The organism is Thermaerobacter nagasakiensis (assembly GCF_055396825.1).
On the sequence record NZ_AP043740.1, the window covers coordinates 1,035,495 to 1,059,982 of the forward strand.

Annotated in this window: 26 protein-coding genes; 19 read left to right on the top strand and 7 right to left on the bottom strand. The window is 69.9% G+C overall.

The window, feature by feature from the left end:
- Nucleotides 1-21: 21 nt before the first annotated feature.
- The 10 genes from ACZ5T9_RS04475 (at nucleotide 22) to ACZ5T9_RS04520 (ending at nucleotide 8,637) form a co-directional block, all read left to right on the top strand.
- Nucleotides 22-942 (top strand): ABC transporter ATP-binding protein, encoded by a 921-nt coding sequence (locus ACZ5T9_RS04475; protein WP_464834078.1) that lies wholly within the window; start codon nucleotides 22-24, stop codon nucleotides 940-942.
- A 152-nt stretch (nucleotides 943-1,094) separates the two neighbouring features.
- A complete protein-coding gene (locus ACZ5T9_RS04480) occupies nucleotides 1,095-1,913 on the top strand; it encodes an ABC transporter permease subunit (protein WP_464834079.1) in 819 nt (272 codons plus the stop codon).
- Between the two features lie 220 nt (nucleotides 1,914-2,133).
- Nucleotides 2,134-2,697: a TetR/AcrR family transcriptional regulator gene (locus ACZ5T9_RS04485; protein WP_464834080.1), complete on the top strand. Its 564-nt coding sequence runs from the start codon at nucleotides 2,134-2,136 to the stop codon at nucleotides 2,695-2,697.
- A 166-nt stretch (nucleotides 2,698-2,863) separates the two neighbouring features.
- The gene (locus ACZ5T9_RS04490; RefSeq protein ID WP_464834081.1) at nucleotides 2,864-3,514 is read left to right on the top strand and encodes an RNA polymerase sigma factor; all 651 of its coding nucleotides are present in this window, start codon (nucleotides 2,864-2,866) and stop codon (nucleotides 3,512-3,514) included.
- A gap of 17 nt (nucleotides 3,515-3,531) precedes the next feature.
- Complete coding sequence (locus tag ACZ5T9_RS04495) at nucleotides 3,532-5,223, top strand: sigma-E factor regulatory protein RseB domain-containing protein (RefSeq protein WP_464834083.1); 1,692 nt, start codon at nucleotides 3,532-3,534, stop codon at nucleotides 5,221-5,223.
- 308 nt (nucleotides 5,224-5,531) lie between these two features.
- Nucleotides 5,532-5,867 (top strand): hypothetical protein, encoded by a 336-nt coding sequence (locus tag ACZ5T9_RS04500; RefSeq protein WP_464834084.1) that lies wholly within the window; start codon nucleotides 5,532-5,534, stop codon nucleotides 5,865-5,867.
- Between the two features lie 191 nt (nucleotides 5,868-6,058).
- On the top strand, nucleotides 6,059-6,826 hold the full coding sequence (locus ACZ5T9_RS04505) for an N-acetyltransferase family protein (protein ID WP_464834086.1): 768 nt from the start codon (nucleotides 6,059-6,061) through the stop codon (nucleotides 6,824-6,826).
- A gap of 171 nt (nucleotides 6,827-6,997) precedes the next feature.
- Complete coding sequence (locus tag ACZ5T9_RS04510; RefSeq protein ID WP_460039972.1) at nucleotides 6,998-7,222, top strand: hypothetical protein; 225 nt, start codon at nucleotides 6,998-7,000, stop codon at nucleotides 7,220-7,222.
- Between the two features lie 240 nt (nucleotides 7,223-7,462).
- Nucleotides 7,463-7,948, top strand: a complete 486-nt coding sequence (locus ACZ5T9_RS04515) for a peroxiredoxin (protein ID WP_464834087.1) — start codon at nucleotides 7,463-7,465, stop codon at nucleotides 7,946-7,948.
- A gap of 131 nt (nucleotides 7,949-8,079) precedes the next feature.
- A complete protein-coding gene (locus tag ACZ5T9_RS04520) occupies nucleotides 8,080-8,637 on the top strand; it encodes an N-acetyltransferase family protein (RefSeq protein ID WP_464834089.1) in 558 nt (185 codons plus the stop codon).
- Between the two features lie 183 nt (nucleotides 8,638-8,820).
- Here ACZ5T9_RS04520 and ACZ5T9_RS04525 read toward each other — a convergent pair whose 3' ends face one another.
- Nucleotides 8,821-10,287: an MFS transporter gene (locus ACZ5T9_RS04525; protein WP_464834090.1), complete on the bottom strand. Its 1,467-nt coding sequence runs from the start codon at nucleotides 10,285-10,287 to the stop codon at nucleotides 8,821-8,823.
- A 388-nt stretch (nucleotides 10,288-10,675) separates the two neighbouring features.
- Between ACZ5T9_RS04525 and ACZ5T9_RS04530 the strand changes: the two genes are divergently transcribed.
- Nucleotides 10,676-11,347, top strand: coding sequence for an SIMPL domain-containing protein (locus ACZ5T9_RS04530; protein ID WP_464834091.1), 672 nt, complete (start codon nucleotides 10,676-10,678; stop codon nucleotides 11,345-11,347).
- A 2-nt stretch (nucleotides 11,348-11,349) separates the two neighbouring features.
- Here ACZ5T9_RS04530 and ACZ5T9_RS04535 read toward each other — a convergent pair whose 3' ends face one another.
- From ACZ5T9_RS04535 to hepT, 3 genes are all read right to left on the bottom strand, one after another.
- Nucleotides 11,350-12,024 (bottom strand): hypothetical protein, encoded by a 675-nt coding sequence (locus ACZ5T9_RS04535; protein ID WP_464834092.1) that lies wholly within the window; start codon nucleotides 12,022-12,024, stop codon nucleotides 11,350-11,352.
- Nucleotides 12,025-12,030: 6 nt separating this feature from the next.
- Entirely contained in the window at nucleotides 12,031-12,882 is an 852-nt protein-coding gene (gene rsgA, locus ACZ5T9_RS04540; protein WP_464834093.1) for a ribosome small subunit-dependent GTPase A, read from the bottom strand.
- A gap of 618 nt (nucleotides 12,883-13,500) precedes the next feature.
- Nucleotides 13,501-14,568 (bottom strand): type VII toxin-antitoxin system HepT family RNase toxin, encoded by a 1,068-nt coding sequence (gene hepT / locus ACZ5T9_RS04545; RefSeq protein ID WP_006903253.1) that lies wholly within the window; start codon nucleotides 14,566-14,568, stop codon nucleotides 13,501-13,503.
- 224 nt (nucleotides 14,569-14,792) lie between these two features.
- On the opposite strand from hepT, the gene ACZ5T9_RS04550 reads away from it, so the two are divergent.
- From ACZ5T9_RS04550 to ACZ5T9_RS04580, 7 genes are all read left to right on the top strand, one after another.
- Complete coding sequence (locus tag ACZ5T9_RS04550) at nucleotides 14,793-15,185, top strand: hypothetical protein (RefSeq protein WP_464834094.1); 393 nt, start codon at nucleotides 14,793-14,795, stop codon at nucleotides 15,183-15,185.
- A 134-nt stretch (nucleotides 15,186-15,319) separates the two neighbouring features.
- Complete coding sequence (locus ACZ5T9_RS04555; protein WP_464834095.1) at nucleotides 15,320-16,240, top strand: NAD(P)-dependent oxidoreductase; 921 nt, start codon at nucleotides 15,320-15,322, stop codon at nucleotides 16,238-16,240.
- Nucleotides 16,241-16,421: 181 nt separating this feature from the next.
- On the top strand, nucleotides 16,422-16,970 hold the full coding sequence (locus ACZ5T9_RS04560) for a CPBP family glutamic-type intramembrane protease (protein WP_464834097.1): 549 nt from the start codon (nucleotides 16,422-16,424) through the stop codon (nucleotides 16,968-16,970).
- A complete protein-coding gene (locus ACZ5T9_RS04565) occupies nucleotides 16,895-17,059 on the top strand; it encodes a hypothetical protein (RefSeq protein ID WP_464834391.1) in 165 nt (54 codons plus the stop codon). The genes ACZ5T9_RS04560 and ACZ5T9_RS04565 overlap by 76 nt, the downstream gene beginning before the upstream one ends.
- 208 nt (nucleotides 17,060-17,267) lie before the next feature.
- Nucleotides 17,268-17,630: a hypothetical protein gene (locus tag ACZ5T9_RS04570; protein ID WP_464834099.1), complete on the top strand. Its 363-nt coding sequence runs from the start codon at nucleotides 17,268-17,270 to the stop codon at nucleotides 17,628-17,630.
- Between the two features lie 470 nt (nucleotides 17,631-18,100).
- Entirely contained in the window at nucleotides 18,101-18,508 is a 408-nt protein-coding gene (locus tag ACZ5T9_RS04575; protein WP_464834101.1) for a hypothetical protein, read from the top strand.
- Between the two features lie 49 nt (nucleotides 18,509-18,557).
- Entirely contained in the window at nucleotides 18,558-18,857 is a 300-nt protein-coding gene (locus tag ACZ5T9_RS04580; protein ID WP_006903258.1) for a hypothetical protein, read from the top strand.
- Nucleotides 18,858-19,097: 240 nt separating this feature from the next.
- On the opposite strand, the gene pckA is transcribed toward ACZ5T9_RS04580, so the two are convergent.
- On the bottom strand, nucleotides 19,098-20,693 hold the full coding sequence (gene pckA, locus ACZ5T9_RS04585; protein ID WP_464834103.1) for a phosphoenolpyruvate carboxykinase (ATP): 1,596 nt from the start codon (nucleotides 20,691-20,693) through the stop codon (nucleotides 19,098-19,100).
- Between the two features lie 517 nt (nucleotides 20,694-21,210).
- Between pckA and ACZ5T9_RS04590 the strand changes: the two genes are divergently transcribed.
- On the top strand, nucleotides 21,211-22,728 hold the full coding sequence (locus tag ACZ5T9_RS04590; RefSeq protein WP_464834105.1) for an NOL1/NOP2/sun family putative RNA methylase: 1,518 nt from the start codon (nucleotides 21,211-21,213) through the stop codon (nucleotides 22,726-22,728).
- Nucleotides 22,729-23,066: 338 nt separating this feature from the next.
- Here ACZ5T9_RS04590 and ACZ5T9_RS04595 read toward each other — a convergent pair whose 3' ends face one another.
- Both ACZ5T9_RS04595 and ACZ5T9_RS04600 read right to left on the bottom strand, forming a co-directional pair.
- Entirely contained in the window at nucleotides 23,067-24,206 is a 1,140-nt protein-coding gene (locus ACZ5T9_RS04595) for an MFS transporter (RefSeq protein ID WP_464834392.1), read from the bottom strand.
- Complete coding sequence (locus tag ACZ5T9_RS04600) at nucleotides 24,185-24,334, bottom strand: hypothetical protein (RefSeq protein ID WP_464834106.1); 150 nt, start codon at nucleotides 24,332-24,334, stop codon at nucleotides 24,185-24,187. Before ACZ5T9_RS04600 ends, ACZ5T9_RS04595 begins: the two co-directional genes overlap by 22 nt.
- Between the last annotated feature and the right edge of the window lie 154 nt (nucleotides 24,335-24,488).

Sequence of the window (24,488 nt, forward strand, 5' to 3'; positions counted from 1 at the left end):
GCGGTGCAAGGAGGTGCTCCCATGCCCGCCGCCATCGTTATCCGCGGGCTGACCAAGTACTACGGCAGGAGGCGCGGCGTCGAGGACCTCGACCTGGAGGTGGAAGAGGGCGAGATCTTCGGCTTCATTGGCCCCAACGGCGCGGGGAAGACCACCACCATCCGCACGCTGCTGGGGCTGGTTCGTCCCACGTCCGGCAGCGTGGAGGTGTTCGGGCGGCCGGTGCCGCCGGGCGGCGGCGCCTGGCTGGCCGAGGTGGGCTACCTGCCCAGCGAGGTCGCCTACTACCCCGACATGACGGGCCAGGAGCTGCTGGACTACGCCGCCGGGTTCTACCCGAGGGTCGACCGGCGGTGGGTGGCCCGGCTGGTGGAGCGCCTGCAGCTCGATCTCTCCCGCCCCGTCCGCACCTACTCCCTGGGCAACCGCAAGAAGCTGGGCATCGTCCAGGCCCTCCTGCACCGGCCGCGGCTGCTCATCCTGGACGAACCCTCCAGTGGCCTGGACCCGCTGATCCGGGCGGAGCTGTTCGAGATCCTGCGCGAGGTGAACGCGGCCGGTACGACCATCTTCTTCTCCACCCACGTCCTCGACGAGGTCGACCGGCTCTGCCACCGGGTGGCGATGATCCGCGACGGGCGCCTGCTGCGGGTGTCGACCGTCGACGATCTGCCCGGGCGGCACATGAAGATCGTGACCCTGCGGCTGGAGGGGGGTGCGCCGCTGCCGGGTGAGCTGCTGGCCCGATTGGGCGACCCGCGGCCCGAGCCGGTGCCCGGCAAGCCCGGCACGTACCGCCTCCTGGTACGGGCGCCGGTGCAGGAGCTGGTGGCGGCCCTCGCCCCGCTGACGCTCGAGGATCTGAATATCGCCGAGCCGGGCATCGAGGACGTGTTCCTCACCCTGTACCGGGTCCCGGGAGAGTCGGGAGGCCAACCGTAAGGGGGCGCCATGATAGCGCGCCGTGAGCGGGCGCTGGGAGGGGCGCTGCGATGGGGTGGCAGCCTGCTCGCAGCACGGGCTTTTTGTGCGGGATTTCGGGCGGGATCCTTGGCGGGACCCTGGACGGGACCCAAAGTGGGAGGGCAGGGGCGATGAACGTCCGAGGCGGGCTGCGCCTCGCAATCCACATGACGCGTATGGAACTGCGGCTGGCACGCCGGGGATTGCTGATCTGGACCACCGTGCTGGTTGGCGTGGTGGCCCTCTACCTGGGACTGTTCGATTCCATCCAGGACCCGGCGATGGTGGAAGCGCTCAAGGCCATGCCCGAGAGCCTGCTGAAGGCGTTCAGCTTCACCCCGGCGATGATCGCCGACGTCAACAGCTACTACGGCGTGTACATCATGGGCTACCTGGTGCTGCTGGCCACCATCTACGGCCTGATGCAGGCGGGCGGCAGCGTCGCCCGGGAGCCCGACCTCGGGGCGGTGGAGTTCCTCTACACGCGTCCCGTGACCCGCCGCCAGGTGGCGGTTGCCAAGATCGCCGCCTTCGTCGTGGGCGTGGTGATCCTGTGGGTGGCGATCTTTACCGTCAGCACGCTGGTGGGCTGGGCGGTGGCGGGCGACGCCTACGACCTCGGACGCCAGCGGTGGACGCACCTGGCGGGTCTGGCCGCCACGCTGGCCGGTGGCGGCGTCGGATTCCTCCTGGGGCCCTTCTTCCCCCGGGCCCAGACGGCCATCTCCGCCGGCGTCGGCGTCGGACTGGCCTCCTTCGTCCTCCACGCCCTGAGCCAGGTGGCGGACCGGCTGCACCCCATCGGGTACCTCAGCCTGCAGCGCCACGCCGCCCTCGACCGGGCGGCGGCGGGCGACCCCGACGCGGCGGGCCTGCTCGTCCTGGTGGCGGTCTTCCTGGCGGGCACGCTGGCCGGTACGATGATCCTCGAGCGGAAGGACTTCGCGTGATCGAGGGGGATGGAGGCGAGCCATGGCCGACGACGGGACGCCCAGCAGCGGCACCCCCGCGGGCGACCACCGCGCGGGGCCTGATGGTTTCGGAAGCAGGGGCCGCCGGGGTACGGCGGCCCCATCGGCCCAAGGGGGCGCGGGGGGCGCCGGCCCGAGGAGCGCTAGCCCGAGGAGGACGGCCGATGGCAGCCCCCGCGAGCGCATCCTCGACGCGGCGGTGGCCGAGTTCGCGGACCGGGGCTACCTGCGCGCCTCCCTCAGCCGCATCGCCCGTCGCGCCGGCGTGGCCAAGAGCCTGGTGCTCTACTACTTCGGCAGCAAAGACGACCTCTACCGGGCGGCCGTGGACCGCGCGCTCCAGCCCATCGAAGCCGCCCTCGAAGAGGCGGCGCCCGACCTTCCCCGGGATCTGTTCGAGCGGCTCCGCCGGCTGGGCGCGATCAAGCTCCAGGTGTACCGGGACCGCCCGGACGCCTACCGGCTGATCGTAAGATCGATGGTCGACCCCGCCGTGTCCGCCGAGTTCCGCCAGCGGCTGGCCGAGGCGGCGGCCCGTAGTCAGGACCTGCTCTACCACGACGTCGACACGGGACGCCTGCGGCCGGGGGTGACGGTGCAAGAGGCAGTCGAGCTGCTCATGCTGCTCGGCGACGGCCTCATGCCGCGCATCTTCGCCGCCATCCGCCAGCGTCCCGACCTCGGCTACGTGGATCTGGACCGATGGGTCGCGAAGTGGGAACGCTATCTCGAGCTGGTCCGCGACGGTCTCTACCAGCCCTAGAGCGGCCGCTCGGCGCGCGACCCGATCGCGACCCGACGCGCACCGTGGGCAGGCGCCACTTTCCGCGAAGGACCCCCATCCCTGCCGCGTGACGCCCCCCGCCCCGCTGCGTTCTTCCCCGATGGAGGCGCCTCTCCGAGCCACGGTTGGGAAAGCGGGTGTCGCGATGGCCGAAGGAGCGAACGCCTGGTCGCCGTCCCCCGCCGGCGAGGACGCGGTCCGGCGGTGGTACGACGCGACGTGGCCCTGGCTCTACTGGTTCGTCTATGCCCGGGTCCAGAACCGCGAGGAGGCCGAGGACGTGACCCAGGAGACCGTGCTGCGCGTGCTGCGGGGCGGCCGGGCCGCGGGCCCCGGCGGCTCCGGTGCCCGCGGTGGTGCCGCGTTCGGTGCCCCCGCGCCCGGTTCCGGCGCTCAGGGAGCCGCGCCGGCGGAGGCGACGCGGAGCGGGTTCCCGCCGCCCGACGCCCTGGTCCGCACCATCGCCCTCAATCTGATCCGCGACCGTTGGCGGCGGCAGCGGCGGGACGGGACAGCCGTGCCCCTCGAGGAGGCCCTGCTGCAAGGCCGGGTCCCAAGCCGCGGCGGCGGGACCGCGGACGTGGATACGGCGGCCGTGGTCGATCGCCTCTGGCTGGAGGAGCGGCTGCGGCGGCTGCCGCCCGCATATCGCGAGGTGCTGCACTGGCGCATCGTCGTGGGGCTGTCGAGGGCCGAGACCGCCCGCCAGATGCGGCGCAGCGAGGCCGCCGTCCGCGGTCTGCAGTTCCGGGCTCTCAAGGCGTTGCGGGACCTTTTGCGGGAGGTGGACCGCTGATGGGAGGGAAGGGCCCGATGGCCTCCTGGCGCGACTGGAACCGGCGTCGGTTGCGGGCCCTCCGCGAGGAGCGGCTCGACCGGATGATCGACGCCCTGAACGAGGAGCGCCGTCCCCCCGCGCCGGCGGACCGAGACGAGGCCGAACTCTTGGCCGTCGCCCGCATGTTGAAGAGCCTGCGCGGTGTGCCGGAGCCGGCGGAGGGGTGGCAGCCGCGGGTCGCCGCCGGGTGGCCGGGTTCGTCCGCAGGGGGACGTCCGGAAGCGGCCGGCAGCGCCGGCCACGCCTGGGGCGCCCGGCAACGGGATCACGCCCGCGCCCGACGGTGGGAGGTCGGTGGGACGCGCAGCCGCCGGCGGCGGGTGGGGATCGCCGCGGCGGCCCTGGTGGCCGGGATCGCGCTGGTGGCAGTGCTGGCCCCCTGGCCCGGGACCACCGGTCTCGGCGGGTGGCTCCGGGCGCAGCTGGGGCTCGGACCGGCGGCGGAGACCGACGTGGTCCATGCCATGGAGCGGGCCATCGCGCAGCTCCAAAGCTACCACGGGGTCCTGGAGAAGCGCGCGACCAACGCCGACGGGGAGACGTGGCTGGTGCGGCGGATCGAGGTGTGGGTCGACGGCGACCGCTACGCGACCCGCGACGACACCGGCGTGGTCACGGTCCACGACGGCCGGCGCAAGTGGCAGGTTCGTCCCGCCGATCGGGTGGTGGCGGTGCTGCCCCCGCTGCCCGACGTGCGGCCCTTCGACCTGGAGGACGAGGCCCGCGCCGCCCTGCGCTACCCCCACCGGGTGGTGGGCCGCGAGCAGGTCGCGGGACGCGAGGCGATCCGGCTGCGCATCGAGCCGCCGGGCGGGCTCCCCTACGACCTTTGGGTCGATGCCGAGACCCACCTGCCCCTGCGCCTGCGGACGGCGATGCAGAACGGCCTCCAGACCGAGACCACCTTCGTCCGGTTCGAGGCCAACGCGCCCGTCGACCCGTCCCGGTTCCGTTTCGAGGTGCCGGCGGGCTACCGCGTGGAGGAGGAGAACCCCGGGCAGCTGGTGGACACGCCCGCGGAGGCGGCGGCCATCGCCGGCTTCACGCCGCTGCTGCCGGACGAGGCGCCCCGTCGGATCCTGGCGGCTCGGGACCGGGTGGTCCTGGATTACGGTGAGACGGTGATCGTGGAAGAACCGGCCCAGGGCCCGTTCGAGCCCCAGCCGAACGCCGCCCTCGGCTCCGCCGGCCAGGACGGCGTGCTCGAGGTGTTCGGCGAGCGGCTGCGCTGGCGCCAGCAGGCACTCGAGATCACCGTCGAGGGGCCGCGGCGGGTGGAACTGGCCCGCGCCCTGGCGCCGGACCTCCAGCTCCCGGACGCCAGCGGAGATCCCGGCGCCAGGCCCGGCTTCGACCCCCAGGTCGAGGTCTCCGTCGACATGGAGGTCGAGCGCAACTCGCAGCAACAGGTCGACGGCGGCCATTTTCCGTGGATGCTGGATCCCGTGCAGGTGGCGGGGGCCTTCCTGATGGGCCAGTTCGGCGAGCAGATGGGTGAACCCGCGGCCCTGGTCGACGAGCACATCCGCGTCGTGCACAACGACGGCAGGCGGGCCATCGTCGAGATCCAGGTCGGCCCGGTGGCGCGGGTGTACCTGGAGCGGCTGGTGCGCCAGGACGAGACGGGGATCTGGACGGTGGTGGGTTACGATCCGCGCGGGTCGTGAGGAAAGCGGACAAGAGCAACGGACGAGGCGGGACAAGAGGGCCGGGACGAGTCAAGGCCAAGGCGGCACAACCGGCACGCCGGCCTTGCAAGTCAGGGTGGCTGCGGCGTGACCGGGACGCTCGAGCGCGGGCGGCCGGATTCCGGCGGGGCCGGAATCCGGCCGCCCGCGCCGCTTTCGTTGCCCCACCGGCGAATGCGGTCAGCGTCGTCTCCCTGCCGGAGCAGGCGGCCGTGCGCGTTTCCCGCTGGCCACGGCGGAGGTATGATCTGGATGAGGGGCGCTGGCCGCCGGGAGGGGTGAGGCAGGTGCCGCTGGATGCGTTGGACACTCTGCTGCTTGGCGCCCTGCTGGGGATTCCCGGCTGGGTGCTGACCATCGGGTGCGGGCTGGCGGCGCTGGTTACCCGCCGGGCAGGGTGGGTCTATGCGGCAGCGCTGTTCGCCATCGGACCCCTTGTCTACTTTGCCGCCACGCCGCGCTTTCAGTACGTGGCACCGGTGGGCATCGTGCTGGCCATCGTGGCGGTGCTGGTGCTCCGCAGGAAGGGGGACGTGCGGGCCGCAGCGGCCCTGGCGACGGTGCCGCTGGTCGCTATCCTGGCGTGGATGCTGGTTTCGGCCGCGATCACGGGCCAGATCTAGGCCGATAGGGGTCGACCAGTGCGACGTCATCTACCGATCCGGTAGTAGCCCGGTCCGTAACTGCGAAGGCAGAGGGTGGTAGGACGGGACGCGGTAACGGACCGAGTGCCGACGGTGTTTGCACCACAGACCCTCGGCGTGGTGCGGTCCGGACCACGGGGGCAGGCAACATCGCGGGGGTAGGCAACATCATGGGCATCGAGATTCGCCGGGCGATGCCGGCCGATGCGGCCGGCATCGCCCGGGTGCAGGTGGCCACGTGGCGCAGCACCTACCGGGGGGTGATCCCGGACGCGTATCTGGATGCCATGGAGGAGGAACCCCGGGCCCGGTGGTGGCAGGACGTCATCGCCCGCGACGCGGGAGATGCCGGTTCGTCCTTCGTGGTGGTGGCGGTGGATGGGGTGACCCTTGGCGGCGATGCTGGGGCCGCCGACGGGGGCGGCTCGGGCCGGGAGGCCGGTGGTGGTGCCTCCGGCGACGAATTCCGGGCGGGCAGGACGGGTGCGCACCAGGAAGGGATCGCACCGGATGCGGAACGACGGCCGGTGGCGAAACACCCGGCGGGAGCGGCCCGGACATTGACGCGGAAGGGCGATGCTCCGGTGGAAACGGCGGGGCGGGTGGTGGGCTTCGCCGCCGCCGGCCCGGAGCGGTCGGGGGACCCCGAGTTTCGCGGGGAGCTGGGCGCCATCTACGTGCTGAAGGACTACCAGGGGCGCGGCGTGGGCCGGCGCCTGGTGGCGGCGGCCGTCCGGGAACTGCTGGCCCGCGGTCATCGGTCGATGCTGGTGTGGGTGCTGGCCCAAAACCCTTACCGGCGTTTCTACGAGACCCTGGGTGGCACTCGCGTCCGTACCCGGACCATAGCGATCGGCGGGGTGGACCTGGAGGAGTGGGGGTACGGATGGGCGAACCTCGAGGGGTTGTTGCGAAGGCTGGAGGGACAGGGCTCCTGAGGAGGTCGGCGCAGCCACTGGGGTGAGACCTTACGCCATGATGGGCCGTGGTTCGACGGCGGAAATGGGTGGGATCGGATTCACCCGACCACTGGCAAACGGGCAAGCAGCAGCGAGCCGTAGAAGACAAGGGGCGTTGTACGGATCACGAACGAAGGCGGTGGGGGATGGATGTCTGTATCGTATGCCGCGCCGGGCGGACCGCTCTTGTGGGTGACCCTTTGGCTCGCGGTGGCCGTCCTTGGGCTGGTCGCGGCCGCCCGGCTTTCGGCCGGTGGGAACCGCGGCGGCCGGGGCGTCCTGTGGTGGGTGGTGGCGACGCCCCTGGCGCTCGTAGCCGCGGCCATCGTTCTCGTCCTGGTGAACGCCGTCATCGCGGTGCTGACGATGTCGTGACGCGATGAGGCCCAGGCGGGCATTGGTGCGTCGGACCACGCACCGGGGTCGGACGGCCGTCCGTTCGTGGACTGCTCCGGATCGACCGGGGCTCTCTGGGGTCCGACGGGGTTCCGACGGGGGAGAGCGGGTTAATGGGTCATGAGGTCGCCATGGCACCCCGCCATGGCACCCTTCGACCTTTAGGGCCCGTTGAACCCGTCGCCCTTGAGAGCCCGTTGAAGCAAAGGAGATGATCCCATGCTTGCCCCGGGTGACCCCGCCCCCGACTTCACCGCCGTCGACGATGCGGGCCGGCCGGTTCGCCTCTCGGATTTCCGCGGAAGGCCCGTCGTCCTGTACTTCTACCCCAAGGATTACACGCCCGGCTGCACGGCGGAAGCCTGCCACTTCCGGGACCGCCATGCCGACCTGGAAGCCCTGGGGGCCGTGGTGCTGGGCGTCAGTCCGGACCCGCCCCAAACCCACCAGGGCTTCCGCCAGCGGCACCGCCTGCCGTTCCGCCTCCTTGCGGACCCCGACCGGAGCCTGGCCGCCGCGTACGGGGTGCGGCGGGACCTACCCGTCATCGGCCGGTTCGTCCCCCTGGTGGACCGGGTGACCTTCGTGATCGGGCCCGACGGGCGGATCCTTGGGGTGCTTCGGGGGATCCCGCCCAACCGTCATGCGGAGAAGGCGCTCGAGCTGCTTCAAGGCGAGTTGCAGGTTCCAACGAAACGCGGATGAGACTGCGACCCCCACTCCCGCGACGTCGCCCCCAGTCTGCCGTTCCACTCATCTCACTGCTTACTTACTTTCTTTGACTTACTTATTCGACTACGTGTCGGTCGGAATGGGGGAGGAAAGGGGCGACCGCTTTGAAGATTGTTCGGGTTGAACGGGCGAAGATCACTCGTTACCGCGATGGCATCCTAAAGGTCTATCGGGAGGCATTCTCTGCCCCGCCCTATTGTGAAGGACCGGAGCACTTCGAGCGGTTCAACACCTCACTGGCTTCGCACCTGGAACGCCCGGGGTTTCGCTGCTATGTTGCTTTGGAACCCGACGGTGACAAGGTAGTGGGGTTCGCCTACGGGTACAGTGGACTCCCCGGTGGCTGGTGGTGGGACACAGTAGCTTGCGCCCTGGACAAGGAGAGCGTCGTACGCTGGTTGGAAGGCTGCTTCGAGTTTGTCGAGTTGGCCGTCATGCCGGCATACCAGAGGAAAGGAATCGGGACACTGCTGCACAACGCCCTTCTCGACGGCATCCCGCACCGAAAGGCGGTACTCTCCACCCTGGATGCGGATACCCCCGCCCGTCGATTGTACGAGCGCATGAACTGGACAACTTTGCTGAAGGACTTCCGCTTCCCGAGCGGAACCACTCCGTACGTGATCATGGTTCGGGATCTGACAGCGCGGAATGATGGGTGAGGCTGCCCATGAGGAGAGCACTGCTCGGCCTCGGGAGGGCGCGGGCTTGAACCGGTCACGGTCGGTGCGACGTCGGTTTGATGTCGGTTTCGCCGGGGCTTGGGTGACGAACTTCCTCCCGTCCAATCTCGTGATGGGGGCAAGGTGGCGGTCACCGTCACAGGTCAGGCCTTGCCCGGCAGCCTAGCTACTGACTCCGCGGTCCGATCGGGTGCGAACCCGGACGGCCGCCAGCGCCGTGACGGCATGGACCACCGCCAGGATCCCGAACAGGACTCCCAGCCCCCACCGCTCCCCTGCATAGCCCAACACGGGGAAGGAGGTCAGCGACAACGCCGCCCAGAGCGTGTTGGCGGCGGACAGCACCGTGCCCCGAAGGTGGGCGGGTGCCGCCTCCAGTAACCGCGCGTTGAAGGTCACCTGGCTGGCTCCACCCGCCAGGCGGTGCAGCACGAGGCCCCCCACGGCCAACGCCAGAGCTGGGTTCAAGAGCGCCAATCCGCCGTCCGGTTCTGCGGGGCCCGTGACGACGCGATGCGCACCGACGCTCGGCACCGCAGCCAGGGCCCGCAGCAGGGCCCCGGCTGCCAAAAGCCACGGAATCAGGACGAACACGGCCCGCCGCGGCCCGCGCCACGCCCCGGCCAGCCGGGCCCCGGCCATGGTGACCAGCGAGGCACCGGCCAGAAGGGTCGAGACGGCACCCGGACTGGCGCCGAGGGCCAGGAGCAAGGGCTGGGTATATTCGGTGGCCGCGGCCGATCCCGCCCAGGTCAGGGCGACCACGACAACCAGGGCCAAGGTTTGCCAATTCCGGCTCGCGACGGTCCATGTGGACCGGGCCAGGGACCATCGCGATGCGAGCGATGCCAGCAAGTCGCCGCGCCTCACCCCGGCCCCGCCCGCCCCGTGGAGAACGGGACCGGAACCCCCACCCGTGCGGGGGAGTCCTGCCGCCACGATCATCCCCGTCGCCGCCACCGCCGCTTCCAGGGCGTAGAGCCATTGGAAGGACCGACCGGCGACCAGGCCGCCGACCCATCCGGCCAGCAGCGTGCCCGTGGCAGTCAGGGTGACGTAGGTGGCCAGCAGCCGGTCGAAGGCGGCAACCTCGCGCGGATGGCCGTCAGGGCCGGTTCTTCCGGGCGGGGATGGCGACTCGGCCGGGTCCCGGTTTTGAGCCGCCTCGGCCGCCGCCCCAGCCACCTTCTCGGCCACCTCCCGGAAATAGGCCAGGTTCGTCCCGGAAGGAAGGGTCCGCGCCAGGCCCGTCAGGGCTGCCGACGCCAGCACGACCCCCAGGTTCACCGGATAGAGCAAGAGCAGGGCGGCTGTCGCCTTGCAGGCCATCCCGGCCACCAGGAAGGTGCGGCGTCCCAGGCGGTCGGCCAGGTACCCCGACGGCACCTCGGTGGTGAACATGGTCGCCTGGTAGACCACGTACACCAGGGATACCTGCGCCAGGGAGAACCCGTGGCCCAGCAGGTAGAGCATCCACACGAACTGGTCGAACTGCACGGCTTCCAAGAGCCCGTAGACGTAGAATCGGTAAAGGGGGAGCCGGTGCCGGTCCGGGCGGATGCGGAAGAACCGGCGCCGGTGGGGGCCCTTGGCGGTGACCTGCCCCGGATGGTAGGGCTCCACGTCCATCGACCGCTTCCCCTTCGAATCACGAACCGGCCGAATGCGAATCTACGCACCACCCGAATACGAACAACGCCGAACGTCAAACAACATTGGAATTGGCCGCAGACCTGCGGGAACCTGCCGCGCCATCGCCCGGTACTGGGTGCCACGAAGTGATTGCTTCCAAGGAACGGACATGGCAAGCCTCCTCGATAACGTGGAGGGTTGGCTCCGAGGGTTGGCTCCGGCGGCGATTGCAGGCGTGCAGGTTTCCGGGCCTGCCCATCTCTGGACGCCGCCCGCCGGCCTGCCGATCACTTCCGGTAGATCCGGTCGCTGCAGGCGGTCCTGTTCCCGTGGCGAACCGGTTCTCCGTGGCAGTTCATACCACAGGGTGCAAGGAGGAGCCGTCGTGTCGCCGGATGCCGAACCCCGCCAACCCACCCTCTTCGCCACCGGATACGGAACGGTCTCGGTCACGCCCGACGTGGCGGTGTTGCGGTTCTACGTCTACAGGACGCATCCCACGAACCACATGGCTGCCTACCGGGCGGCGGTCGATGCCGCGCAGCAGGTCATCGCCGCCCTGCGGGAAGAGGGACTCGCCGACGACGCCCTGCGGACCGTGGACATCGAAACCAACACCCGTCACCACACCGATCGCCAAGGTCGCCGGCACCTGATCGAACACGAGGTCCGGTACGTCCTGGAAGCCCGAGTGCGGGACTTCGAGCTGGCGGGCAAGCTGGTCGGGCGGGCTCTGGCTGCGGGGGCCAGCGAGGCGACCTTGTGGGGGTTTGAGATTTCCGACGTGCGGGAACTGGACCTGCAGGCCGTTGAACATGCCGTCCGGCACGCGCGGGAGCGGGCTGAGGCGGCCGCCCGGGCGGCGGGAGTCCGGGTCGGTCCACCACTCCGGATGAACTTGCGCCTGAGTGGCCGCGCGTCCCGCTATGACTACCGCGATTCTTTCGTGGTGTACTCGGCAGGACCCGCAGAGGAACCTGCCGCTCCCATCAGCCCCGGCCAGCGGGAGATCGGCGCCGAGGTCGAGGTGACCTTCGCCCTCGAGCCGAGCGGCTGAATTCAGAAGAACCGCAGGAACAGGGGTTTCCGCTCCCCGTCGGCCCGGGCTTCCGCAGCAACCATGGCGATACATTCGCGCAGCTGCTGGATCTCGTCCAGGCTGCGCCTGATTATGTGGAGGGGATACACCCAGCCCTCGACGGCTGTACGGATCAGCCGCGACTGCAGCCCATTCGGGTAAACGGAGAGGGACTGCTGCCACCGCGCAAGCGCACCGGCAGTGCGCAAGGGAAGCGCATGAAAGACGGCATCTGCGACGACCAAGCGCTCATGGTCCAAGACATCCCCGCGCAACGTCTCCGCCACGAGTTGACTCTGGGTCTGGATGCCTTGCCACGCAGCCGCAACCCACACACCGTGAAACCCGAACGTGACCGACACCGACCCGTCAGCGATTGGAGGATCGTCGACGTAGACATCGGAAACCCCATCAAGACGGCGGAGCCAAGTCAACTGCCCGGCAAGCCACGCAGGCCGCTCGTGGAACGCATCCGGAATCGTGTCGGTCCAAAAGTTGATCTCGAGATCTGAGCGCGCGCCGGCGACGCCGCGGGACGTCGAGCCCGTGGCGGCGATCTCCTGTGCCAGCTCCGCCGGGCATTGCGCCGCAAGGTCACGAGCCAAACGGTAACGGATCCGGCTTGCCTGAGTTGCCTGGGGTGGAAGCTGCCTCACCGCCAGTCACTTCCCTACCAGCTCGTTCATCAGGCGACGGTAACTCTCGTAACGTCCCGGGGCCACCTCGCCACGGCTGACGGCCTCCTTAACCGCACAATCCGGCTCATGGGTGTGACTGCAGTCCCGGTACCTGCACGCCGTGGCGAAAGGCAAGAAGTCGGGGAAATATAACCGCAATGAATCCGGGTCGATGTCCCACAGCCCCAGCGAGCGAATCCCCGGCGTATCGATGATGAAGGTGTCGTGATCCAACCGGTACATCAATGAACTGGTAGTCGTGTGCCTGCCCCGGCCCGTGCGGGTCAGCTCGCCCACGCGTTGGATGCTTTCACGAAGCAAGGCATTGAAGATGCTGGACTTGCCGACACCGCTCTTTCCCGTGAGCACCGAACACCTGCCGCGCAGGTGTTCCTTCAGCCTCTCCATGCCGGCCCCGGTGAGCGCCGATACGTAGACCACGGGGATGTCCATGTCGGTGTACAGGCTCAAATCCGGACGGGTAGTCACCAGATCGATCTTGTTAACGCAGATGAGGGGGCGGATGCCACCATACTGGCACATGATGAGGTACCGGTCGATCAGCCGCGGATGAAAGGGCGGCGCGGCAGCTGAGGCGACGATCACGGCCACGTCCACGTTCGCGGCCAGGACGTGTTCCTCTTTGCTGAAGGCCGAGCGGCGTGTGGCATCCCCCCGCATCCGGACCAGTTTGCTCTTGCGGGGCAGCACCTCGAGTATGACGGCATGGTTCCCCTCGACAACAAACCGAACCCGGTCGCCGACAACCACCGGCACGCGGGTCAGGCTCTCGTAGCACCGCTCACCCACCATCACAACACGGATGTCGCTGCGCACCTCGCAAACAACGCCTATCGACGCATCATCTGAAACAGCCAACGGCGCATCATCTCCACCTGGCTCCGGCGTGTCCCCCTGCTCTCGTTCCAGGCGCGCTCGGTACTTCGCTGAGCGCCTCTCCCTCGCTCTTAGCGCCCGGCGGTTCTTCCACTTCCGGTCGAACCAGTTCTCCCACGCTCTCCGCAACAGCCTATCCCTCCTGCCCCTGCCTCTGCCTTGCCGCAGCGCCCAGTCCGGCGATTTTTCTAGTAGACCACGTATACCAGGGATACCTGCGCCAGGGTGAACCCACGGCCCAGCAGGTAGAGCCTCTACACGTGCTGGTCGAACTGAACCGCTTCCAAGAGCCCGTAGACGTGGAACCGGTAAAAGGGGAGCCGGCTGGAGCCGGCACCGGTCAGGGCGGATGCGGAAGAACCGGCGGCGGTGGGAGCTCCTGGTCGTGACCCGCCCCGGCTTGCATGGCTTCACGCCCATCGACCGCTTCCCAATCGACTTGTGAACCCGCCTCGGGACGCCGCCCGCCGGCCTACCGATCCCTTTCTTGAGCCGGTCGATTGGAGCCGCTCGCTACAGGCGGTCCTGTTCCCGGGTGACGGCACCGGCGAAACCGGATTAGAAGAACCGTCGGACCACGGCTCCGATACACAGGTCGAAGTCCCCCATGGGACAGGCCAGGATCGCATGAACCTCTTCGGGCGAGATCGTGTCGTACAGGTGCACCGCGCGATTGCGGAAGCGGACCATCCGGTGGAAGGTGGACCGGTGCTCCGCGGGGAGGCGCCCGGCCTCCACCGGCGGGTCGAAGGCTTCGCGGTACGACTTGGGAACGCCAAGCCCCAGGCGGGCCACCACGTGGTTGGCCACGTCGATCATCGCCTCGATGGAGGTCTGTAGCATGTGGACGGCCGCGCCCTCGGCGATCTTGTCGTCGCGCAAGGCAGCGGGCCCGCGCCGGGCGAGGGCCTCGAGGTGCACCAGGTTCCTCCGAATGAACTCGAGCTTGTCCCGTACCTTCTCCCGGTCGATGACGCCCATCGGTGCGGCCGGGGACCCGCCGTTTATGGCCGGCCGATCCTCCGGCACCCGCTCGGGGCCATCCCGACGCGGTCCTGCCATCGGCCAGCCGGGTTCGTCCGTGGGTGTGGGGCCGCCGGGATCCGGACCTTCTCCCTTGGCCCTGCCCGGATCCTGGGACCCGCCAGAAGAATGGGAGGGCGGCACCCCGTACATCGGCGCGTAGGCCTCCTTCAGCGCCCGGTCGTAGTCCAACGCCAGGCGCCGGTAGTCGGGGTCGAAGTCGCCGTAAAGCTTGCAGACGCGTTCCCGGAAGTCTGCCAGGGCCACGGGATCCGCGACGTAGAGCAGCCCGCCGTTGGTGAGGCCGCGGAACTGAAAGGGCAGCGGCGTCCGATTGAGGACGGTGACGGACACGTCTTCGAGGCCCAAAGCGTCTTCCACGGCGCCCTGGAGGTTCGCGAGTTCCCGGAGGTCCGGAAGCCGCTCCGCCCGGTAGACCACGGCCAGGTCCACGTCGCTCAGAGGCGTCTGGTGCGGGGTGCCGTAACTGCCGTGGAGGAATGCGGCCACCAGGCCGTCGAACCGGGCGAAGACGCCCGGAAGGCGGTAGAGCCGCTCGTCGACGCGGACGAACTCGCCGGTCACCCGCAGCTTACGGACCACGGCTCCGAACCTCCCGTATCAGTACGATGTTACCACCGGCGAAGGCCCACCGGCCGGTGGAGTGGCCCGCCAGGGAAGGAAGGACGAGGGAAATTCTTCAATAACGGGGTGGAGTGCCGGTAGGTCTTGCCGTCACCCTACGCGAAATCCTCCGGCGGCGGCCCGCGCCCGGTCGAACCGGCACGGCGCCGTGCGTAGCCCGTGATGAGGGGCGGTGACCGCTCGTGTGGGGCGTCTGGTTCGGAGCCGGGACGATGGTGTTCGCCGTCAGCGTGTTCGCCCTGAGCCACCGCATGACGCCGGCGACCGCCCGCCGGTGGGGCTGGGCGGCGGTGGCGGCGCTGTTCGCCTTCGCCCTCATCAGCGTCTTTTCGATCGGACGCTACGTCATGCTCCTCACCCTGGCGGCCGTCGCGGCCGTGGTCGCCCGGGAGGCCGGGCGAGCGGCGGCCAGCCGGCTGCTGGCCGTCCTGGTGGCCATGTGGGTGGCCGTCTCCCTGGGCCTGGTGGCGATGGCCCCGGGTATGGCGGGCGTGCAGGAGCTGGTGCTTGAGTTCGCCCTGGCCCTGCTGGCGTACCGCTGGGCCGTAAGGGCGGGGCGCTCTCGGGTAGGGTGAGTCCGGCCGGGCCGTAAGGGCGGCGTGCCGTCGGGTAGGATGAGCCCGGCGGCCAAGCCCGATGCGACCGAAGTCCCGCCGGAAGGACGCTCGGTCTTCACATCAGCAAGACGTCGGCGAAGGAGGGCGGGTCCGTGCCTGTGCAGCGCGTGGGGTGGATCGGCCTTGGCGCCATGGGGAGCCGCATGGCCCGTAACCTGATCAAGGCGGGTTCCGATGTGGCCGTGTGGAACCGGACGCCCGCCCGGGCGGAGGAACTCGGCCGGAGCGGGGCCGTGGTGAAGGACTCCCCGTTCGAGGTGGCAGCCGAAGCCGACGTGGTGGTGACCATGGTGGCCGATCCGGCGGCGGTGGCCGCCGTGGCCCGGGGCGAGCAGGGCCTGCTGGCCGCAGCGGGAGCCGGGCGCCGGTTCGTCTGGGTCGACATGAGCACCATCGGGCCGCAGGCCGCCCGCCAGTTCGCTGCCGAAGCCCGGGAACGGGGCATCGCGTTCGTGGACGCGCCGGTCAGCGGCAGCCTGGGGGCGGCGGAAGAGGCGCAGCTGGTGATCCTGGCCGGCGGAGACCCGGCCGTGGTGCGCCAGCTCGAACCGCTCTTCACGGCCCTGGGTCGCAAGACCATCTACTTCGGCGAGGCCGGCCAGGGCCAGGCGGCCAAGATTGCGGTCAACCTCGTGCTGGCGGGGCTGCTGCAGGTGGCGGCCGAGGGCCTGGTCCTGGCCGAGCGCCTGGGGGTCGACCGGCAGGCGTTCCTCGACTTGCTCGAATCCGGGCCGGCCGCGGCGCCCCTGCTCAAGATGAAGCTGCCCTCGTGGTGCAACGGGGACTTCCCGCCCCAGTTCCAGCTGGCCCTGATGCATAAGGACCTCGGCCTGGCCTTGGCGGCCGCTCACGAGGCACGGGTGCCGCTGCCCGCCACCGCCCAGGTGGCCCAGACCTACGCCGCCGCCACGGCCGGGGGGCTGGGGCATCTCGACTTTAGCGCGATCCTGTGCGAGGTGGAGCGGCGGGGGGGCCGGGAGGCGAATCCGGGGAGCGGGCCGGAGGCGGCTTGAAGGTCTCCGTTCCCGTGGGCGCCTGGGGCGCCCTGTGCTGCGGCTGACGGGTGCCACGATCTCTGGTGACGGGTGTCGCAACCGTGGTGAACTTGATTCGACCTTCCACCACGTTCTGGGGGATCTCTACCGCTCCCCATGCAATGTCTGCCGACGAGAAGACGAGAAGGAGCCCTATAGCGTGGAACAGCGGAACGGGACGCCCTCCCTGTGGACGTTCTACCTCAGTGCCGTGTTCGTCGGGGTGTTTGGTTTCCTCGTCCTCCTGCTCGACGATGCCAAGATGCCCTCGTGGTCCGAGCTGCTTGCGTTGGGGGATGCGCGGCAGGTGTTGGGCCTGGGAACGATCCTGGGCGTTCTCGCCTTGGCGATGCAAATCGGCATCGCCGTGTTCCTCCCCGAACGGTTGTGGGCCGACGACGGAACCAACGCCTTCTTCACCCGGCTCAGCTACGCCCACATCATCCTGCTCATGGCCTTGACGGCCCTCGGCGAGGAGCTCTTCTTCCGGGCGGCGATCCAATCCCTGCTCCTTCGCTGGATCCCCTCCGTGGCCGTAGGGCTAGCGGTGGCAGCGGCTGTCTTCGCCGTGGCCCACGTGCGGTATGTAACGCGGCCCGTGCTGCTGGCGGGGACGTGGGGATCGGGCTCCTCCTGGGTTGGGGATATTGGTTCACTGGAAGCATCTGGACCGCGGTGTGGGCGCACTTCCTGGTCAACGTCACCATGACCGTGCTGGGGAAGCACGGGTGGTTCCTGCCGGGGTGGAGATCGTCAACGGGGGAGCGCCGGCGGTTCCGACGGCCCGGACCGCAGTGACGCCTCCTTGGCCGCAGACCTGGCCGCCAGGTCCATCATCTTGCTCCCCACCGCCTTGAGCCGGCCCAGCCTTAGGCCGTGCAGTGGCCGTCGCTAGGCCGCCTCTGGGCCGTCAGCGAGCCGGAGGCATTGTGCGAATCGAGCAGATGCGCGAAAATAAATGCGCATAAAATCGTGAATAAGCGTATACGATGAAAGGAGGTTGAACATGGCAGGGGGCACGGCCGCCATGGCTTCCAAGCCGCCGTTTACACGAGACCAGATCGTGTCGGCCACCGATGTGGCGCGCAACTGGCGTTCTCGTGTGGAACCCAAGCTTCGCGAGTTTCCCTATGTCCTGGTATTTTCGGGATCCGATCCCCGGACCACGATCCTTCCCTATGACCAGTTCGAGGCGTTGTGGCAGAAGGCCGAGAAGGCTGCCGAACTCGAGCTGGAGCTGGAAGTTCTGGCACGGGTGCTTCACGCGGCACTCTCCAGGGAGCAGCTGATCCCGTTGACCGACGTGATGAAGGAGTTCGGGATCACCCCGGACGAGCTGGCGGGGGACGTGGACATGGACGATGAGTGAAGTCCTACCACCCAACGTGTGGTTTTTCCCCGACGCCAGGGCCGACTTGGGCCGGTTGGACCGGTCGCAGAGAGTCCTCGTCCTCCGGGCCATTGTGAAGATCGCGCGGGCGCCGGATCGGGTGGGGAAGCCGCTGGGGCATCTTGCTGGCCTCAACATGGCAGGTTTCCGGAGTGTGTACGTGGACCGTAAGAGGATTCGTATCGTATGGAAGGTTACCGAAACCGGCGTCGTGCAGGTTGCGGTCATTGCGGCGGTCGCAGAACGCCAAGGATTGGTGGTGTATCGGACGGCGGCCCAGCGTCGGGAAGCCATTGGTGCGTGGATTCAAAAGCGCATTGAGAGTTCGGGATGAGTGGGCATCGGGGCGGGGCCGTCGGCTGTTAATCTGCAACAGGCCCCATGCCCCCTTGGATGGGGGGCATGCCATTGGTAGAGCCAGCCTGGAGTTGCGGGGGGGGGCATAAATTATGGTCGTCGGCTGGCGAAAATGGTGCCATATCTCTCTCGTCATGGTTGCATTTCTGCTGTTCACCGGCTGCGCAAGCGAACCGTCAACGACCATCACCATAGTGGTCCGCCGCCTCCCCGATAGCGATATCGTGGACATGACGAAGGGTGAGCTTCCACCTCTAGCCGACGCCGTGGTTGCGGTCCGGGAACTGGGCCTCGAGAAGGTCACCGACGCCAACGGACAGGTGATGTTTGTTCTCCCGCGGGGTCGGACACCTGGATACGCTCGGGATGAGGCCGTCTACACTTTCGATGTGTGGGTCCCCACGCCTCCGTTTCACACCGTGGTGCGGCGACGAATCACCCCCGATGAGCCGAGGTTCGAGATCCACTACAATCCCAAACGTAATGTGACCATTCAATGAGGTTGAGGGTCCCCCAAGGTCGCCGGGATACGTAAGGAGCTGATTTGCCGTGCCGCCGCTGGAATGGCTGTACACGCATAGGGTGGAACTTCTCTACCTAGTTGCCGTCGGCGTCGTGTTGGCGTTGTTGACGTTCGGCCGAAGATCCGGCTGGCTGACGGTGGCCGCGGTGTGTTTAGCCAGCCTAGGTGCGATTGCCGTCTGGAATGAAGTGTTGGAGGTGCCGCCGATCGAGCGGTTGTCCGACGATACCCTGGTCGCCGCTATGAAGGTGCTCTACTTCCTTGGCGTCGGAGGCGCGGCTGTAGCCCTGGAGGTTGGTGTACGAAGGAAAAACGGGAATCGGTGAACCGGTGGACGTGGGCGGTGTGGGCCGGCCGTTGCCGTGAGGTCGTTCGCTCCCCCGGGGCGCCTGCGCCCGCTCCCGAGGCCCGTCGGGGTGCCCGGAAGAACCTGCGCATTGCAGAGCGGCAGGGGGCCCAGCCGGTCGACCGGCCGGGCCCCCTGCCGCTCGCTACCAGTCGATCTTGGTCGTCACATTGCTTCGGCCTTCACGTCTGGGGCCTACCTTCCCGACGGGGGTGTGCGACTACCCCACCCGCGGCCCCGCGGCCTTGATCTCCTCCGAGACGCCCTCGAAGCGGCGGAAGTTCTCCACGAAGCGGGCGGCCAGCTCCCGGGCTTGCCGGTCGTAGGCCTCGGGCTCCGCCCAGGTGCCACGCGGATCCAGCACCTGGGACGGCACGCCCGGGCAGGCCACCGGCACGGCAAGCCCGAAGACCGGATCGGTCCGGTGCTCCACGCCGTCCAGCTCACCCCGCAGCGCGGCCCGGATCATCGCCCGCGTGTAGGGCAGCTTCATCCGGCTGCCGACGCCGTAGGGCCCGCCGGTCCAGCCCGTGTTGACCAGGTACACCCGCGTCCCGTGCTGCCGCAGCCTCTCGCCCAGCATGCGGGCGTACTCCACCGGCCGCCGCGGCAGGAACGGCTCGCCGAAGCAGGTCGAGAAGGTCGCCTCGGGCGAGGTCACGCCCCGTTCGGTGCCCGCCAGCTTGCTGGTGTACCCCGACAGGAAGTAGTACATGGCCTGCTCCGGGGTCAGCCGGGCGATGGGCGGCAGCACCCCGAAGGCGTCGGCGCTCAGGAAGAACACGGTCCGCGCGTGGCCCGCCACGCCCGGGATCACGGCGCCGTCGATGTACTCCACCGGGTAGGCGGCCCGCGTGTTCTCCGTCAGGTCGGCCCGGTCGTAGAGGGGCTGCCGGGTCTGCGGGTCCAGGATCACGTTCTCCAGCACGGCGCCGAAGCGGACGGCGTTCCAGATCTGGGGCTCGTACTCCCTGGACAGGTTGATGCACTTGGCGTAGCAGCCGCCCTCGAAGTTGAAGATCCCGCGATCCGACCAGCCGTGCTCGTCATCGCCGATGAGCCGCCGCTCGGGGTCGGCCGAGAGGGTCGTCTTGCCCGTCCCCGACAGGCCGAAGAACAGGGCCACGTCGCCCTCGGGCCCCACGTTGGCCGAGCAGTGCATGGGCAGGACGCCCCGCTCGGGCAGCAGGTAGTTGAGCACGCTGAAGATCGACTTCTTGATCTCGCCGGCGTACTCGGTGCCGCCGATCAGCACCGTGCGGCGCTCGAAGCTGACCAGGATGAAGGTCTCCGAGCGCGTCCCGTCGGTGCGCGGGTCGGCGTGGAAGGTCGGGGCGTAGAGCACGGTGAAGTCGGGCTCGAACCCGCGCAGCTCCTCCGGCTCGGGGCGGAGGAACAGCTGCCGGGCGAACAGGCTGTGCCAGGCGTATTCCGTCACCACCCGGACCCGCAACCGGTAGGCGGGGTCGGCGCCGGCGAAGCCGTCGAAGATGAAGTGGTTGCGCTGGCGCAGGTACTGCTGGACCCGCTCGTAGAGCCGGTCGAACCGGTCCCGCGGGAAGGGCTGGTTCACCGGACCCCACCCGATGTGCGGGTGCACCGACGGTTCGTCCACGATGAACTTATCCCTGGGCGAGCGGCCGGTGTACTTGCCGGTGGTGACCACCAGCGCGCCGGTGTCGCTAAGCTGGCCCTCCCCGCGCGCCAGGGCCAGTTCGACCAGCTGGGCGGCGGGCAGGTTGCGGTGCACCACCGGCGCCACCTTGCGGCTGGCGTGGGGTGCGGGTTCGTAATCGTCCCGGAAACGTGCGTCCATGGCGGGCTCTTACCCCCAGTGCGGCCGGGCGTCGCGGCCCTGCAGGTACCCCTGGGAATGGCGGCCGGCGTTGCCGGCGCGCCGCCCGGCCCCTGCTGGCCGGTGCAGCCCCTCGAAAGCCTTGTACCACGACCCCGTGGTGTGGCCACAAGCCAGCCCCGCCCGCGGCCCGAGGTCAGGTGCGGACGGGTACGGGCGGGCAGGCAAGATAACCTGCGCCGGGCTGGCCGTGTTGCAGGTTCCATTTCAGCATATTTGGGCGCCGGCGGCAACGGCGAACGGGCACGCATCCTGGCGGCAGGCCGGGGGCCGGTTGCGGCATGAAGCAAGCCGGGCCGGTTCGGCCACCCGCGGTGCACCGCAGCCCCTCCGCTTTGGGGTATCGTCACCCTTGGGGCCCGGTTGCCTGGGGTCCTGTTGCCGCCGGGTCCTGTTGCTGCCGGGTCCGTTGTAATGTTGTCATTCGGTCCGTTGAAGAGGTTGCAGGCGAAGGGTCTGGAAGGAGGAGGGCGCGCCCGTGGCGACGGCCGTGTTCGAACGCTACCGCACCATCATCGACGACTGGGAAGCCTTCCAGGCCGCCCTGGCCCGGCCCCAGCCGGCCACCCTCAGGGTGAACCGCCTCAAGGCGGATCCCGGCGCCCTGCGCGCCCGTCTGGAAGAACGCGGCTTCCGCCTCGAGCCCTACGACTGGTATCCGGACCTCTGGCGGGTGGTGGAGGAACCGTTCTCGCCCGCCCTGACCCTGGAGCACTGGCTGGGCTGGTTCTACCTCCAGGAGGCGGCGGCGGCCGTGCCCGTCCTGGCCCTGGACCCCCGGCCGGGGGAGGTGGTGCTGGATCTCAGCGCCGCCCCGGGCGGCAAGTCGACCCAGATGGCCGAGCGCATGGGCGGCCGGGGCATGGTGGTGGCCAACGACCCCGACCCGCGCCGCCTGGCGGCCCTGGCCCACAACCTCCAGCGACTGGGGATCACCATGGCCGTGGTGACCCGGGCCGACGGCCGCCAGTTCCCCGGCGGGGTGGCCTTCGACCGGGTGCTGGTCGACGCCCCCTGTTCGGCCGAAGGTAACGCCCGGCGCAGTGCCCGGGCCCGGGAGGGGGTGGGCCGGCACCAGCGGCGCCGGCTACCGGCGGTCCAGCAGGCCCTGCTCCGGCGGGGCCTGGCGCTGGCCCGGCCGGGTGGCGTGGTGGTGTATTCCACCTGCACCTTCGCGCCGGAGGAGAACGAGGCCGTGGTCGACCGGATCCTGCGGGAGGCGGAGGGGGCCGTGCGGCTGGAGCCCCTGCCGCCGGGCCTGCCCGGAACGGCCGGGGTGAGCGCCTGGGAGGGGCAGCGTTTCCGGCCCGAAGTGGCGCTCTGCCGGCGGATCTACCCGCACCACCTGGACTCGGGCGGCATGTTCGTGGCCCGGCTGCGCAAGGAAGGTCCCGTCCCGTGGGAAGAACCCGGCGGCCCCGGGGCCGTCCCGCCAGGCGGGGCCGGCCCCGGTGGCGGCCCGGACGGGGTGGGGTGGCAGGCTGCCGATGCCGGCCTGCGGGAGCAGGTGGTGGCCTGGTTCCGGCAGGAGTTCGGTCTGGACGAGGCGGTGCTGGCCGGCCTTTACGCCTATTCCAGCGAGGGGCAGGGGATCTGGCTGGCGTCGCTGCCCCGCATTCCCAGCTGGGAAGAGCGGTGGTCGGTGGGGCTCCGGCTGGTCCGGGCCCACGGGGCTACCTGGAAGCCCACCAGCTTTGGCCTGGTGCAGTGGGGTTCAGCGGCCACGCGGAATGTGGTCGACCTGGAGAAGGAGGCCTTGCGGGCGCTGCTGGAAGGCCGGCAGGTGACGCCGCCGCCCGGGGCGCCGCTGGAGAGGCGGGGTTGGGTCGCCCTGCGTTACCGGGGCTACGCCGTGGGGTGCGGGTTCTGGGACGGCGAGCGCCTGCGTTCCGCGCTGCCCCAGGAACGGGCGGGGGAACTGCGCAGCATTCTGGCCCGCGAGGCCGCCGGAGCGGGGGAGCACCAGGGAGCGGGGAATGGACGAGGTACGCGCTGAGTCAGGCGGGCGGGGCGAGCCAGGCGGGTGCGGTAAGCCGGGCGGGTCCCTTCGCCCACGGCGCCAGCCGGGTGGGTCCCCTGGACCATGGCGGGACCATGGCGGTAAGAAGGCCCGTGTTGTGCGCGATGCCGTCGGCCTCAGCGCCCGCGCCGCGGGCTCAGCACCCGTACCGCGGGCTCAGCACCTGTACCGCGGGCTCACCCCCAGCGCCTCGGGCTCAGCGCCCGCAACTCGGGCTCACCCCCAGCGTCTCGGCCATCGCCCGCAACTCGGCCCCAGCGCCCGCGCCGCGGGCTCACTGCCCGCAATGCAGGCTCAGCGATCGTACCACGGGCTCAGCGCCCGCCCGTTCCACCGGCGACCCAGCGCCAGGCCACCGCAGTGCCGGCCAGCGCCAGGGCCAGGGACACCAGCGGCACGCTCCCGAGCCCTGCGGCGTCGGCCACCAGCCCGCCCAGGGCCCCTCCCACCGAGGCGGCCAGGGCCGCGCTGCCCTCGTAGACCCCCACACCCTCGCCCCGCCGCTCCGGGGGGATGGTCCGGCTGATGATGCCGGTGGCGCCGGTCGCGGTCAAAGGGTAAAGCGGCAGGGCAAAAGCCGCCACCGTGGCCAGCGGGGTGCGGAAGGCGGCGATCAGGCCGTACATCACCACATACCCGAGAATGCCCAGGGTGAAGACCCGCTGTGGTCCCCAGCGGTCGGCCAGCCGCCCCACCGGCGCCATGATGAGGATGCCCAGGGTGCTGGCGATCCCCAGGGCCCATCCCACCTGGCCGCTGCTTCCGTGCAGGTATTCGGTGAGATACGGCCCGAAGACGGCAAAGAACGCCTCGTTGCCCGCGGCGGTGAAGAGCACCGCCACGGCGATGGCCACCACCGCGGGGTAGCGCCAAACCGGCCGCGCCGGGGCCGCCGGCGAGGGGAGCGGAGCCGGCAGCGGGGAGGGCGTGACGGTGCCGGCGCCCCTCAGCGGCCGGGAAGGCCGGCGCAGGTCAACCGGGGACGATCCCGGCCCTTCCGGCCCGGCCTCGCCCCAGGCCAAGGCCGGGGGCGACGCCGGGCCGCTGCCGCCGGTGACCGGCGCCACCGCCGGGGCCCGGGAGGCCAGCCCGCTGACCACGGCCGCGGCCGCCAGGGCCATCCCGGCGGCCAGCCAGAAGGACAGCTCGATGCCTGCCATGCCGGCCCGGTCGACCAGCCAGCCGCTGCCGAAGCTGCCGGCTGCCCAGCCCACGGACCGGGCCCGGTAGAGAGCCGCTGCGGCCTCGCCGGGCCGGTCGGGATGGCGCAGGGTCAGCCAGGCGACGGACAGGGGCATCACGGCGGCCAGAAAGGCGGTGGTGGTGACCAGGAGCGTAATGAACCCCGCCGACGACGGCACCAAGGGCAGCAGAGACAGGGCCAGGGCGGCGCCCGCCAGTCCCAGGGCGACCAGCCGTGCGGGCCGGCCCGTCAGGTCCCCCAGCGCCCCCAGCGCCCGGCCATCAAGAAGGTCGCCAGAGAGGCCAGGGCGAGGCCCGCGGCCGGTACCGAGAGGCGCGGTTCCCCCAGGGCCTGGCGCATGAACACCGGTGCGTAGGCGTAGACCGCCACGTCCCCCATCCCCTCCACCGCTGCGGCCAGCAGGAAGGGAAGGGGGGTGCCGGAGATCCAGGACCCAGCTGGTCTACGGGCTTGGGAACGGCGAGCCGGAACAGGCATGGGGGACGGGAGCCCACCCTTCCACATACAAACAAACCCACATGCAAACGGATGT